This window comes from Bacillota bacterium (assembly GCA_013314855.1).
Taxonomy (GTDB): Bacteria; Bacillota; Clostridia; order Acetivibrionales; family DUMC01; genus Ch48.
Window position 1 is genome coordinate 1 of sequence record JABUEW010000029.1, and the last position, 15621, is coordinate 15621.

General features: G+C 33.3%; 9 protein-coding genes and 1 CRISPR repeat array. Of the genes, 8 read left to right on the forward strand and 1 reads right to left on the reverse strand.

Annotated elements, in window-relative coordinates; all coding sequences use genetic code 11:
* The first annotated feature begins 148 nt into the window (after window positions 1-148).
* Window positions 149-4263: a CRISPR direct-repeat array (repeat unit 30 nt; unit sequence GTTTTTATCGTACCTATAAGGAATTGAAAC).
* Window positions 4264-4505: 242 nt separating this feature from the next.
* Complete coding sequence (locus HPY74_06970) at window positions 4506-5729, forward strand: IS110 family transposase (GenBank protein NSW90405.1); 1224 nt, start codon at window positions 4506-4508, stop codon at window positions 5727-5729.
* Window positions 5730-5754: 25 nt separating this feature from the next.
* On the opposite strand, the gene HPY74_06975 is transcribed toward HPY74_06970, so the two are convergent.
* Complete coding sequence (locus HPY74_06975; protein NSW90406.1) at window positions 5755-6075, reverse strand: hypothetical protein; 321 nt, start codon at window positions 6073-6075, stop codon at window positions 5755-5757.
* Between the two features lie 554 nt (window positions 6076-6629).
* Here HPY74_06975 and HPY74_06980 point away from each other — a divergent pair.
* The 7 genes from HPY74_06980 (at window position 6630) to HPY74_07010 (ending at window position 15621) form a co-directional block, all read left to right on the forward strand.
* Complete coding sequence (locus HPY74_06980) at window positions 6630-8618, forward strand: TIGR02556 family CRISPR-associated protein (GenBank protein ID NSW90407.1); 1989 nt, start codon at window positions 6630-6632, stop codon at window positions 8616-8618.
* Window positions 8608-9483: a type I-B CRISPR-associated protein Cas7/Csh2 gene (gene cas7b, locus HPY74_06985; GenBank protein NSW90408.1), complete on the forward strand. Its 876-nt coding sequence runs from the start codon at window positions 8608-8610 to the stop codon at window positions 9481-9483. The genes HPY74_06980 and cas7b overlap by 11 nt, the downstream gene beginning before the upstream one ends.
* 11 nt (window positions 9484-9494) lie before the next feature.
* A complete protein-coding gene (gene cas5b, locus HPY74_06990) occupies window positions 9495-10214 on the forward strand; it encodes a type I-B CRISPR-associated protein Cas5 (protein ID NSW90409.1) in 720 nt (239 codons plus the stop codon).
* A 76-nt stretch (window positions 10215-10290) separates the two neighbouring features.
* Window positions 10291-12621, forward strand: coding sequence for a CRISPR-associated helicase Cas3' (gene cas3, locus HPY74_06995; protein NSW90410.1), 2331 nt, complete (start codon window positions 10291-10293; stop codon window positions 12619-12621).
* Window positions 12622-12730: 109 nt separating this feature from the next.
* Window positions 12731-13264 (forward strand): CRISPR-associated protein Cas4, encoded by a 534-nt coding sequence (gene cas4 / locus HPY74_07000; protein ID NSW90411.1) that lies wholly within the window; start codon window positions 12731-12733, stop codon window positions 13262-13264.
* Between the two features lie 123 nt (window positions 13265-13387).
* A complete protein-coding gene (gene cmr1, locus HPY74_07005) occupies window positions 13388-14401 on the forward strand; it encodes a type III-B CRISPR module RAMP protein Cmr1 (protein ID NSW90412.1) in 1014 nt (337 codons plus the stop codon).
* Window positions 14401-15621, forward strand: coding sequence for a hypothetical protein (locus HPY74_07010; GenBank protein NSW90413.1), 1221 nt, complete (start codon window positions 14401-14403; stop codon window positions 15619-15621). The genes cmr1 and HPY74_07010 overlap by 1 nt, the downstream gene beginning before the upstream one ends.

Sequence of the window (15621 nt, forward strand, 5' to 3'; positions counted from 1 at the left end):
CCTTAATTGCACCTGATAAAATACTGTAATGATTTTGTACCAGCTATTTTCCATGCTGGAATATGTCACTGAAGATTAAATTGTCTTAAAATATTGCTTTTACTGAAAATTATTCTGTCCTATAACACTAATTGTCTGTCAGTCGTAAGTTTTTATCGTACCTATAAGGAATTGAAACCGTGTGTTTATTCGTGGCTGCGGGAGGGCGTACCAGTGTTTTTATCGTACCTATAAGGAATTGAAACTCACAATGGCGAAATTCGGCTGTGAAGGAAATGCTATCGTTTTTATCGTACCTATAAGGAATTGAAACTATCCAAGAGCGTTCAGTTTGTCTATGATTTCGCCGTGTTTTTATCGTACATATAAGGAATTGAAACTTGCCTCATCAATGAATAAGAATGCTCCAAAAGATAATGGTTTTTATCGTACCTATAAGGAATTGAAACTACACTTAACATTGAGCCATTTACATTTGAGATAGAAGTTTTTATCGTACCTATAAGGAATTGAAACATCGTGCGCCCAAAAAGGTGAACGGAAAATTCAACAAAGTTTTTATCGTACCTATAAGGAATTGAAACCTATTTCCACATATCTCTTTTCAATCAATTTCTCCAGTTTTTATCGTACCTATAAGGAATTGAAACAATATTAACTGTGTGCCTTCTTCTCCTATTTCGTATGTGTTTTTATCGTACCTATAAGGAATTGAAACCGTTTAAAAGTTATAAAATCCAATAGTAGCCCTCCAGTTTTTATCGTACCTATAAGGAATTGAAACAATATTAACTGTGTGCCTTCTTCTCCTATTTCGTATGTGTTTTTATCGTACCTATAAGGAATTGAAACTTCTTTTAGTATTTTATTGAATTCTTCATATGAAATAGTTTTTATCGTACCTGTAAGGAATTGAAACTTATCTATATTTCATTTTCCCATAATTTCAGTACAGGGTTTTTATCGTACCTATAAGGAATTGAAACTAATCTGCCGCTTTTTGGTATGACGTTTTTTGATTTATGTTTTTATCGTACCTATAAGGAATTGAAACATTCATCTTGAGTATAAGCCTTAAGTAAATTCTTTACGTTTTTATCGTACCTATAAGGAATTGAAACTAAAAAAACCATATTTTCTAAACTCTATTTCTCTTCGTTTTTATCGTACCTATAAGGAATTGAAACAACAATTCCTCTAACTTTCTTTTCTTAACTTCCATTTCGTTTTTATCGTACCTATAAGGAATTGAAACATTCATCTATCATTATAGGCCCTGCCCTCCACTTTCCGTTTTTATCGTACCTATAAGGAATTGAAACTACTGTTTAGTCTATCTAAAACGTCAATAACTTCAAGTTTTTATCGTACCTATAAGGAATTGAAACGAGAATACAGGAAAAGATATGGAGATAAGATATATAGTTTTTATCGTACCTATAAGGAATTGAAACCTACTACCTGGATTAAATCTATCACTAACAAACTGCCGTTTTTATCGTACCTATAAGGAATTGAAACTCTATAAAGTATTTACTGAAGGTTATAGGAGAGTTAGCGTTTTTATCGTACCTATAAGGAATTGAAACTACTAGAAGAGAAATAGAGTTTAGAAAATATGGTTTTTGTTTTTATCGTACCTATAAGGAATTGAAACAGATAAAAGTTATATTTTATATTATTATTTTATATATATGTTTTTATCGTACCTATAAGGAATTGAAACACGGAATATTTTTTGGAATAAAATTGTTGACTTATGGTTTTTATCGTACCTATAAGGAATTGAAACTCCCTGCTGCATTTGTGATTTGTTTTTCCCGATTAACGTTTTTATCGTACCTATAAGGAATTGAAACTTTTCCCATTCCTCCAAATTGTATATCCATCCATAGTTTTTATCGTACCTATAAGGAATTGAAACAGTTCAACACATCCGTTTTCGTGCAATTTCCCGTATTGGTTTTTATCGTACCTATAAGGAATTGAAACGTATTTGCCCTGTAGTCCTTGCGGTTCTAGCTTTTTCGTTTTTATCGTACCTATAAGGAATTGAAACATGCTCCTGGCAATGTATTATCATAATTTTCTTTTTCCGTTTTTATCGTACCTATAAGGAATTGAAACTGTCCTTTGGACTTACGGCTTCAATGCCAAACCATTCGTTTTTATCGTACCTATAAGGAATTGAAACTTGGTTTATCCCCGCCTTCAATCGGGCCCATATTCAGTTTTTATCGTACCTATAAGGAATTGAAACATAAAGTTACTCTATAAAGATATAAAAGAGAATATAGTTTTTATCGTACCTATAAGGAATTGAAACTTTCCAATTGATGTTTGGATTGCAGTAATAGCTAGTTTGTTTTTATCGTACCTATAAGGAATTGAAACTACGGAATATATGGATATTTTGGATTGCCAGGGTCAGGAAGTTTTTATCGTACCTATAAGGAATTGAAACTTTAAGATATTCATTGGTATTTTCACTGGTGACTGGGTTTTTATCGTACCTATAAGGAATTGAAACGTTCTCCTACCGAACTAGGCCCAGGCCGTGATGCCGAGTTTTTATCGTACCTATAAGGAATTGAAACTACTTCGCTGTCAACTCTTTGTGAAGCTGTAATGTGTTTTTATCGTACCTATAAGGAATTGAAACAAAGCATCGGGTCTATTTCAACAACAAGAATGCCGGTTTTTATCGTACCTATAAGGAATTGAAACGTGGCAAAGTGCCTTTTGGATATCGGTTGAAAAATAGGTTTTTATCGTACCTATAAGGAATTGAAACTTTCATCATCCCTCGCTTTACCCATTACAATTTTTCCATTTTTATCGTACCTATAAGGAATTGAAACTTGGCAAAATTGAGAGCGGCCAATTTGATGGCTGTCGTTTTTATCGTACCTATAAGGAATTGAAACGAAGGAGGTAGAATCGTGTTGAGCGAATATAGAGTAGTTTTTATCGTACCTATAAGGAATTGAAACGCACATACAAGCATATCCTCTGCATGTATGCGTATTGTTTTTATCGTACCTATAAGGAATTGAAACTTCATCCAGACGATAAAGACGCAGAATCAACAAAAGGTTTTTATCGTACCTATAAGGAATTGAAACTGAGAAACATAATAATAAGTATTCGGCTCAACTGGCACGTTTTTATCGTACCTATAAGGAATTGAAACATGCAGTAGTCAGATAGCTTGCAAAATACAGCGACAGTTTTTATCGTACCTATAAGGAATTGAAACAGGCCAATTGTGTAGCAAGTTTCTCCTGCATCATCTGGGTTTTTATCGTACCTATAAGGAATTGAAACTCTCGTTCATACGCTTTTAACCTCCTTCAACGGACACCGTTTTTATCGTACTTATAAGGAATTGAAACCCAAGACATATAAATTTGTCTGGCAAAGAACAAATACGTTTTTATCGTACCTATAAGGAATTGAAACTGTCCTCGAAGTATATTTCTGTATCGTTTACACTTTGTTTTTATCGTACCTATAAGGAATTGAAACTCTCAAAGTGTGAACAGTCTTACATGTTTTCAGTCTTAGTTTTTATCGTACCTATAAGGAATTGAAACATACCAGCTTGAATACCGAGCCAAATCCATTTGCCCAGTTTTTATCGTACCTATAAGGAATTGAAACCTATATAATTATACTGCTGTCAACTAAAACTAATTGTTTTTATCGTACCTATAAGGAATTGAAACAAGAAGGGGCTCTTAAATATGGAGGAGCAACAAAATTGTTTTTATCGTACCTATAAGGAATTGAAACGCACCTGGAAGATTACAACTGCTGCTGTCAGGTCGTTTTTATCGTACCTATAAGGAATTGAAACTTAATTATATTATATTAATATTTTACTGTAATAAGTGTTTTTATCGTACCTATAAGGAATTGAAACCTGTATTAGTCATGCTCGCCACGTTATCCCCGACATTAGTTTTTATCGTACCTATAAGGAATTGAAACTCCCCTGTTGTTGTACCCCCTGTTGTACCTCTTGTTGTGTTTTTATCGTACCTATAAGGAATTGAAACCTTGATTGTATTTTAGCATTGCATTGCTTTTTTGTCAGTTTTTATCGTACCTATAAGGAATTGAAACATTAGATTGCACTGTATAACCTCTTGTCCTTCGTCCAGTTTTTATCGTACCTATAAGGAATTGAAACCTGCCCGTATTGTGCTGTTGGCAGCCAATACAACTATGGTTTTTATCGTACCTATAAGGAATTGAAACTAGACAAACATGCAACACAAGTTGCACCATCAAACAGATGAAAACGAGTTGATTTTGCGGTATAATACTGGTACGGTGGAGAAGATCGAGTCTTCTTGGTGCTTTAAGCCCGTGAACTAGACTGATTTCAGCTTCCTGCTTGTACCACAAATTGTTGCCATCTTAAAAGATGAGCACGCAGGGTAGATTAATAATGTTCGGGAAGCTGCGCCGAATATTACAGCCATAGAGGTGTTGTAGGGATGGAAGTAATATACGAGCGTTGTTGTGGGTTGGATGTCCATAAGGACAAAATAGTTGCCTGTATCAGGTCCGGCAATAGGAAGGAAACAAGGACATTTGGCACGGTAACAGAGGATTTGCTATTACTTATTGACTGGATTAAGAGCGAGGGGTGCCAGATGGTGGCTATGGAAAGCACTGGGTCGTATTGGAAGCCTGTATACAACCTATTGGAAATGGAGGGGATACCGGCAATGGTAGTCAATGCTCAGCATATCAAGGCGGTGCCTGGGCGTAAGACCGACGTGACTGACTCGGAATGGATTGCAGACTTACTAAAGCACGGACTGTTGAAGGGGAGCTATATTCCAAGTCGTGATCAGAGGGAATTAAAAGAACTGGTAAGATATCGCAGGAGTATGATAGATGAACGGGCAAGAGAATTGAACCGTTTGCAGAAAGTACTTGAGGGAGCGAATATCAAACTGGGTTCGGTGGTAAGTGACATTAATGGAGTATCAGCGCGACAGATGTTGATGTCGATGATTCAAGGAAATGAGGATGTAGACAAGCTGGTGTTGTTTGCAAAGGGGAAAATGAGGGAAAAGACGGAAGATTTGAAACGTGCTCTCAAAGGGATGATGGGTGAACATCAGCGAATGATCCTAACCAGGATGATGGAGCATATCAATTATCTGGATGGGCTCATTGAAGGTCTGGACGAAGAAATCAAGAGAAGGATGCGCCCTTTTGAGGAAAAGGTGGCTGCGCTGGATGCGATAACCGGGGTAGGAGAGCGAAGCGCACAAACAATCATCGCAGAAATCGGGATAGATATGAGTACATTCCCGAGTGCAAGACACCTTGCGTCATGGGCAGGAATGTGCCCCGGTAACAACGAAAGCGCTGGCAAGAAGAAGAGTGGAAAGACACGGAAGGGCAATAATACATTGCGATGTACACTGGTTGAGTGTGCAAAAGCGGCAGGAAGAAGCAAGAACACATACCTTTCGGAACAATACAAAAGACTTGCTGCAAGGCGAGGCAGGAACCGTGCAGCCGTAGCTGTAGGACACTCTATTCTGACTATAGCATATTACATTTTAAGAGATAACAGAACATTTTATGATTTAGGTGCTGATTACTTTGAAAAAAGAAAGAAAAAGGATATTGTCCGTAGAGCAGTGAAACGCCTTGAAGCTCTGGGATATAAGGTAACTATCGAAGAAGAGATAAGTGCCTGATAATATCCTTTTATATATAATAATTTTAATAATTTAAGTGCCTGGGACCCATGGATTCAGGTTTAGTAGAGATTTTTTTGCTTTCGACTGGATTAATGGGAGTTTTCAGGATAGAATATAATGTAGGTGTTAATTTGCCTGAATGGGAGTTTTTATCGTACCTATAAGGAATTGAAACTCGGAGATTGAGGCAGCAAAAGGGGATGATATGAAAGTTTTTATCGTACCTATAAGGAATTGAAACTCGTGATTCCATTCTTGCAAGGTGATATTGTAATTCTGTTTTTATGGTACCTATAAGGAATTGAAACTTGAATTTCTTACCAAGGGCAATTTTTCTAGCCAAACTCCAAGCAGAAAGATTTATTAAGCAAAATGGGATTAAACAAGTTAATAGATAAAAAATTCGTTGGTAAAATTATAAAAAAATTAGTGTAGTGACAAAATAAATTATTGTCATTACACACAAACCCTTAACGTAATTATATATGGAAAAATTTTACGCCAAACTAAGATTAAAATAAAAAAATTACAAAAAAAAGAAGGAAATTCTATATATTGTGTAGAATATACATAATATTAATATATTGACAAAATATATATATACAACTAAGAATTATTTACACTGTTTTTTTATGGATTTACAGAAGAAAAGGCATAAAATCTATTATTATATAGGAGTATATAGAATTTAATTTAGAAAAGAACTATTAAAACACTCATCATAGTAATATATGTAATTATAAATTGAAATAGTCGATAACATTGAATAAACATATTTTGCAATTACATGGCAAAGAATCAAAGACAATAAACATAAACGCTGATTTGTACATATATTAATTGCTTTGAAATTTTGAATAAGTAAGTGTTAAAAAGTGTTAAATACAATACTTTAATATGTGTAAATGTGTCAAGGAGGGGGAAAAGTTGATTGAGGAGATAACTCAGTTAGGAAGCATTATAATGGATGAAAGAGATATTCTTTCGAATATCATTAAACGGGTAGAGCCTGAAAAAAGAGGGAAAAAACAGCACATCCTGAAATTCAACTTTGATTTATCGGCTAAAAAGCTTTATATTGATGTAAATGAGGAAATTGACAGCAATTCTTCAGAAAAATATTTATTTATAGGGTCAGCGGATGGGCCTAATTCTCCACAGTGGTATGTAACCTCTAGTTCGGTTCCTTATCATTTAAGTGAAACAATTCAAAGATTGTATGATATCAACCTTGGAGATGAGATAAATAAATTACTATCGGAAATAATGGAAGAGTTTTATGTAATCGCTGATGAGAGCCTAGATAAAAAATACAGATATATTCTTGATATCAATAAAGCAGGTTTTAGCGATAAAACCATAAATCAGATATATGATGAAATCATAAAGAATAATAATGGCGGAGGAAATAAAGGAAAAGCGCTTCTTGCAGCTGTTGCCAAAGAATTTGAGTCCTACCTCAAGAACAGATACGGAACAACCTATAACGATATAGGCCTTTACACAATTCTTATCAACAACAAGCCTTTATCCGATTTAAAAGAATATAGGGATGCAGTGATCCTCTCAAAGAAACCGAAGTCAATGGCAGTAAAAGGCAAAAAAGGACTACCCCAGGAATTAATATGCAGTGTTTGCCTTTCAAAAGAAAATGTCAGCAGCGATACATCAAAAATGAAGATTAAATATTATACAACCAATCAGATGATATTCGCAAACCAGGTGGACAAGAAAAATTACCATAAAAACATGCTGCTCTGCGAAAATTGCATAAATGCAATACAAGCCGGTGAGAATTTTATTACCAATAACCTTGATACAAATATAGCAAGGTTTAGAGTATATATAATACCAAATTTTGTATACAACAGCAAACTTAACAAGGATGATATATACAGAATAACAAAGAAAATTACTGATTCTTTTAATACTGTAAAAAATTTAAGAGCTATAGAAGAATTGAGGGCTGACATTGAAAATGCCCTATTTGAAAATACACTCATATTTGAAGGTGAAGAGAGCAGTTTCTTGTTGAATTTTATGTTTTACAGAACTTCACAATCGGCTACTAAAATACTGAGGTTGATTAAAGATGTATCACCATCAATATTTGAAAAGATTTATAATTCCTCTCGTAATGCTGACAATCTTGCCGGTAATGTAATAGGAGAAAGCTATTCTAATCATCCGTCACTGGAAACCGTATACTATATGACTCCTGTTCGCTTAGATTCAGGAAATCCTACAGAATACAGAAATGTGCTTAATATATATGATGCATTGTTTACAGGGAGGAGATTATCAAAGCGAGCAATAATCAAAAATATTAAAAATGTATTTAAAATTATATATCTTGAAAAACCGGGTTATAACATTACAACCAAAAAGCAAAATCTGGCTTTTACAATACTGGACGCAATATTTTATATAAAATTCCTTGAATTTATGGGATGTTTAAAAGGAGGTGAAAATGTGGGATTGGAATCATTAAATTTAAAAGACGATATAAAAAACTATATTCATGAAATGGGTTATGACCAGCAACAGACAGCGATGTTCCTTTTGGGGTACTTGATAGGCGAAGTTGGCAATTCACAGTATAAAAGGTCAGCAGACGGTCAAAAGCCTATACTAAATAAAATCAACTTTAACGGCGTTGATAAAAACAAGATTATCAGGCTGGCGAGAGATGTTTTTGCAAAGCTCAAACAAGAAAAAATTCTTATATATAATGAAGTTATTTTTCATGAATTTAAAAAGTTGCTGGATTCAAACCTAAACTGCTGGGAACTAGACAAGGATGAAAACTTATTTTATATCCTTTCTGGGTATGCATATTCAACCACAAGACCAATTTATAAGGAGGTAAATACAGATGAACAATAGTGAGATACTGTTCTTGTATGATGCAAAATTTACTAATCCAAACGGCGATCCCGATGAGGAAAACAGACCCCGGATGGATTATGATAGGGAAATCAATCTGGTATCGGATTTAAGATTGAAGAGGTACATAAGAGATTATTTATTTGACAATGGACACGATATATTTGTAAGAAAGGTGGATGACAAATCAGTCACGCCCAAAGCAAGAGTTGATGAACTTAAGAATTTTACGGAAGAGGAAATTTTTAATGCTTGGGTGGATGTAAGGCTTTTCGGTGCGACAATGCCTGTGAAAAATGAAAACAAGTCGTTTATTGGTCCTGTCCAGTTTAATTGGGGATATTCATTAAATAAAGTGGAACTCCTTGAAGCAAGCATTACTTCTCATTTTTCTGCAGGTGAACAGAAGGGACAGGGAACAATAGGAAAAGATTTTCGTGTCAAGTACTCATTTATTGCATTCTTTGGAGTAATAAGCGGTAAAAGGGCAGAACATACTAGATTATCAGAAAGTGACATAAAGTTATTGGATGAGGCTATGAAATACGCAATCCCTCTTCAGGCAACAAGGAGCAAGATAGGGCAATATCCAAGGCTATATATGAGGGTAGAATATAAAGATGACAGGAGCATAATAGGGGATTTCAGAAAACATTTGAAGCTTGTAGAGAAAAATCCGAGTATAAGGGATATAGACGAACTTTATATTGAGATAGGAAATTTAATAAATGAATTTAAAGCAAATAAAAACAAGATATACAAAATAGCTTATTTTATGGATAAAAACCTTGACATTAGAGTAGCTGGCGAGAAGGTGGATATTTGCAAAGCGCTGGAAGGTTTCAACTTAATTGAAGTCGGGTGATATAAATGAAGTTGATAGTATTTGATATGTATGGAGTATGTGCTCATTTCAGAAAGTTCTACACAAACTCTTCATCTTTATCATACTCTATACCTCCAAGGACTGTTGTTGCAGGATTTATAGCAGCCATTTTGGGATATGCAAGAGATAGCTATTATGAATTGTTCTCATGCAACAAGCTCGATATTGCAGTCCGCAAAATGAGTAAGACAAGAAAAATCATGCAGTCTTTAAACTATATAAGGGCAACTACAACAACTGAGTTAGTATGTCCTAGAGAACATACCCAGATACCTTTTGAGATAGTTGTAGGGGATGAAGGCGTAAAATACAGAATATATGTAAAGCATGAAAGTGAAGAGATTATGGACAGGTTATATGAAAGCCTGAAAACAAAAGCTTCGGTATACCCTCCATATTTTGGTGCCGCACCTTTTAACGCCGACTTTGCATTAGTTGGTGTATTTGATTTGGAAGAGCGCTATGGAAATGGCAACTTCCTAAAGACTGCAACTGTTATTGACCAGAACTATATCATGGATAAAGGGCTTAAATTAGAACCCGGGATTTCACTTTTTAAAGATAGAATGCCCAAAGACTTTGGGACAGGGAGGGAAATAAAGGAAACAGCGTCATACATATATGACGAAAACTTAAACCCTTTAAATGTTAAAGTTGCAGGGAATTATTTTATTATAAGAGAAACAGGTGAAAATATACTTTTTATGTAATACACTATTATACAAATCTGCAATTATTATAAAAATTATAAAGTGATTTAAAGTAATTTATCGAGGCGATTGTGCTATGGTATTTTATTCACACAAACAACCTGTGCCAAAAAGAATGATAGAACATATTAATGAAGTGATGAAAATAGCAGAAAGCCAGGTTGATGGAATTGATAAAATAAAAAGAGATGCCGTTAAAATACTTTCAATATGCCATGACTTTGGGAAATATACAACATATTTTCAAAAATATCTTGATACCAAAAAAAAGAGCCCCTTCACCAATCACGGCTTTATATCTGCTGTTTTTGGGGCATATGTCGCATTTAACATCCTGGGGGAAGAAAGCATTCTTCCCCTTATAATATTTAGTGCAATTTTACATCATCATGGTAATATTGAGAATGTATCAAAAGATTTACCAAAAACAATTAAAATATCCCCATCAGCTTTTAGTATGAGTCTTCATAAAAAAAATGAAATAGCTAAAAAGCAGCTGGAAGATATAAAATCTAACAGGGATTTAATCGGAAAAGATTTTGAATTTATTGACTACAGAACAATTTTTGAAAAATTTTTAAATAACAGCGACATAGAGAAAATATTATCGAAACTAAAACAAATTGAGTTTAAAATGTCAAAACAGCAATCAAGCGAGTACTACTTTTTGCATAACACTTTATATTCGTCATTGATTTCTGCTGATAAGATGAGTGCCTCAAACACTGTTATATCGGGCGAGAAATATGCTTTGTTTAGAAGTTTGGATGAAATAAGAATAAGAAAATTTAAAGGTCAGACATCAGAGATTTCAAATATAAGGCAAAACGTTTTTAATAGTGTAATAAATAATATAGAGAAAAATGGCAAAAAGTATGACATATTTTCTATAACTTCTCCTACGGGTACCGGTAAAACTTTTGCCGGTTATTTTGCGGCTTTAAAATTAAATGAATTATTGGGGGGGAAGAGAAAAATCATTTATGCCCTTCCTTTTACTTCTATTATTGATCAAAGCTATCAATCAATTCATGAATTATATAACAATTATAATGACTATGAGAGAGAAAACAGCAGGTATTTGATAAAACACCATCACTTGGCCGATGTTATATATAATACATCTGAAACAGATTATGAGAAAGACCAGGCAGAACTGTTGCTTAATAACTGGGTAAGCGGTTCAATAATAACTACTTTTGTACAGTTATTGGAAACATTGGTAAGCAATAAAAACAGAATGTTGATGAAACTAAACAGTATGAAGGATGCAATTGTCATATTGGATGAAGTCCAGGCAGTTGACATAGAATATTATAAACTTGTTGATTATGTTTTAAAACTTGCGGTGAAAAATCTTGGCCTTAAAATAATTCTTATGACAGCGACAAAACCTCTGGTTTTAACTGAAGCAAAGGAGCTGCTTGATGACGCTCTAGCTTATTTTAATATGTTTAATAGGACGCGGATAGTACCAAGGATGGAGAAAATTACAGCAGAGGAGTTTGTTGATGAATATGTCCCCATAATTTGTGGTAAATCCTGCCTTATTGTATGCAACACAATAAACCAATCGCTGAAAGTATTTGAATTATTGAAGGAAAAAGGGATTAATGCCGAATACCTTTCTTCCAATATATTACCTGTACACAGGAGGAAAAGAATTGAAGAAATAAAAGAAAGATTGGAAAACAAGCAAAAGGTAGTCCTGGTATCAACCCAGGTTGTAGAAGCAGGAGTTGACCTTGATTTTGATTTGGTAATAAGAGATATAGGACCTCTTGATTCCATAATTCAGTGTGCCGGTAGGTGTAACAGAAATGGTAAGAATAATATGGGGGATGTGTATGTTACTCAAATGGTAAATGAAAATAATGAGCTTTATTCTTATAAAATATATGGAAGCACATCTGTTAATATAACTATTGAACTTTTAAGTAAGTATGATTTTATTGAAGAAAAGGAATATTATAACTTAATTAATGAGTACTTTAATAGGGTGCAGGGAAATAAATCCTTTGAGAAATCAGAAAGGATTATTGAATCGATAGAAAGCCTAAACTTTGATGGTGATTATGGAATACCTATAAATAAATTCTCCTTAATAGGAAACAATCAGGGTTATATTGATGTAATATTCAGGATTGATAATTATATAGAAGAAGCGTATCAGAAGTTCCTGGAAGCTTTGAAGGAAAAAGATTACAAAACTAAACGAAATTTGGTATTGGAAGTCAAAAATACAATAAAGGATTATACAATATCTTTACCTGTCAAATATTATAGAAAGTTTACGAGAGATGAGCATTATGAAAATATTATTTCACTGCCCTATTCTGACTGCGTAAGTTTGTATAATGAAACTACAGGGTTTAACCGGCAGGAAGAAGATTATTATATGTTTTGATATTGCGTTATATAATGTTCACTTTATTTTATATGTTGTTCCGCATCAGTAGGCAGTGCGGAAATAATACGAAAATGTTTATATGAGGTAAAAACAAGAGGTATTATGTATGGAGGAAATTAAACCGAATATCGATCATGCAAAAGAACATGAAAAAGTAACCGGTACCCTTGTCTGGTACTATTGCATATGCAAGAGGGAAGTATGGCTCATGGCAAGAAATATTTCATCAGATCAGGACAACGAGCTTCTGGATATAGGAAGGTTTATACACGAGCATTCATACTCAAGAAAAGAAAAAGAACTGGAATTAGAAAATATGAAATTGGATATTATTGAAAATATAAACGGAACGGTAATAGTGGAGGAGATAAAAAAGACCTCTAAGTTTATTGAAAGCTCAAAAATGCAGCTGCTCTTCTATTTGTATGAATTGGATAAAAAGGGTATAGCAGCTGAAGGATTGCTTCTATTCCCTGAAGAAAAAAAGAGGGAGCGGGTGGTGCTGGATGAAGAGAAAAAGTCAGAAATAGAAGCGGTGATAAGGGACATCTTGAGCATAACAAGCATGGAAAGACCTCCTGAACCGGCAAAAAGCCACTACTGTAAATCATGTGCCTATGCTGAATTTTGCTGGGCTTGAAAACATATCAATACGCAACACTAACTATTTAATTAAAAAACAAAAGAATTTTTATTTTTTAGAAGGATTTTCATAATTTATATAGAATAATGTTATATTAAGAAAATAATGGATGGTGAAACCATGGTTACTAAAATCAGTGTCAATACTGTAACCCCTATTTACATGGGTGATGCCTTTGGTATTAACGAAATAAAACCTCAAACTATAATTGGAAGTCTAAGGTTCTGGTTCGAAATATTTTTAAAAGCTGTAAATCAATTGCCTAGTAGTTATAATTACAAAGATGAAAATCTTAACTTAAAAAAATATAATGATGATGTTTTAAAAATTATAGCAGAAGGGAAATCATTAAATGAAGCAAAAATTAAAGCATATGAAAAAATATCTTTACCTTCCCAGATTTTCGGATGTAACGGTTTAAAGAGCAAAATTGCAATAAAAAGTATTAGCCAAATAGATGCAGATAATCACTTGAATCTGAAACGAGGCATATATGTACCAAAAGATAGATATTATTCAGAAAATATAAGGCGTTCAAAGAAAAAAGAATATTCACGTTGGTTTTTCCCACCGGCATATTTTTATGGGTATTTTACAATTGAGTTTTATATCGCAGATGAAGATATATTTAATGGAATTTTTTGTCCTTTACTTAATTTTATAGAAAAGTATGGATATTTAGGAGCAAAAAATAATCTTGGTTTCGGGAGAGTTAAATTTGAGCTAGAAGATAACAATTTTGGTAATATTAAAGATTATCGGATTTTCAGATTAACTAATTATGGATTTAGAGATAAAGGTATTTCGGAAGCTGTTAAGCAATATAACAAAATAGAAGATATGTATTCTATTTCAAATATTGGTCTCTATATAAAAAATAAAAGACAATATAATGATAACAATTTTTTTGCTGAGCTAATTGAAGAATTGTTAAAAGAGAAGGCTCATTGGAGAAATAATTTAAGTGATAACGAAAACTTACGTCATTATATTTTTGGAACTACTAAGGACCCTACCAATGCTACAAAAATAATACCGTGGATAAATAAAGTAGATAGCAATAGTTATGAGTATGGGTTCATTTCTTTAGCTTTCTTAGATGAAGATATGATAAAAAAAAGAAGGTGTGGTTAGTGAATAGCATGTTTTTTGAAGTAATAAATGAAGAAATAACAAAAAATGACTTCAAGAATAATTATTTTCATTTTATTAAATATGCCTATAAATATAAAAATGTAAATAGATATTTCGGCTTTATTCCTAAATATGACGATGAACAACATTACAATAAGGAAAAATTAGAAAAGGATTTCCCATTTTTTGAAGAAGAGGTACATAAAAAATGTCGCACAAAAATTAAATACAGTGATTATCCATTGGAATACTATAAGATGCTAAAAAATTTTAATTATCGTAATTTCTATACAATAGATACTAAAATCATTGCAAAATTAAAATCTATATCGAATATATTTAAGAAGGAAGAAGAAATAAAAAACTATGCAAATTCTCTGATACCGGGTTCTTTCATTTTATATCAGGAGTTTGAACTTATATCACCATATTTCTCTAGGGACGATGATGACTTTTATATTATTGATAATCCAGTATTAAAAGAAAAAGTATATAAAGTTCCTATGATAAGAGGGAGTGCATGGAAAGGCAACTTGTTGAATAGTGCATCTAAAATATTGGAAGAAAGAATAGAAGACGAGACCTCAACAATTGAAGAAATTATAGATATATATGCTCGAATATATAGGATATTTGGTACAGGTTCGGAAGACTTTAGAGATTTAAAAGACGTCCTGGATAAGTATGTAGAAAGTAAAAGCAAAAATGAAAACATATCAACGCCTAATCTGGAAAAACAGCTGGTTAAATATGCTTTATTTGATTTAGGAATCAGCTTATTTGTAAAACGTAAAGAAAAGACTTTGATCAGCCAGCTTATTGAACTGATAGATGAAAAGATAAAATCAAGCGACCTAAAGGATATTTCTGTATACAAAGGCAGAACAGTTTTTTATCCAACTTATTTTGATAGAATAACTCTTGAGGTGATAAATCCACATAACAGGAAAACAAAAGCAGGAGAATTTCCAATATACTTCGAAGTTGTACCTGAAGGAACAAAAGGATATTTGCAGATAATATACATACCATTCGATGCAGTATTACTTCCTGAAAGTGAAATTAAAAAGCAGGCTAAAGAAGATATTGCTTTTATTAAGGATATCGTAGAGAAAACATTGACTGAGCATGGTGTTGGTGCAAAGACAAAGCTTGGTTGGGGATATGCAAAGCTGATACCGGAAGGATCAAAATTATACTGTAATATTAGGGGGGTGTGA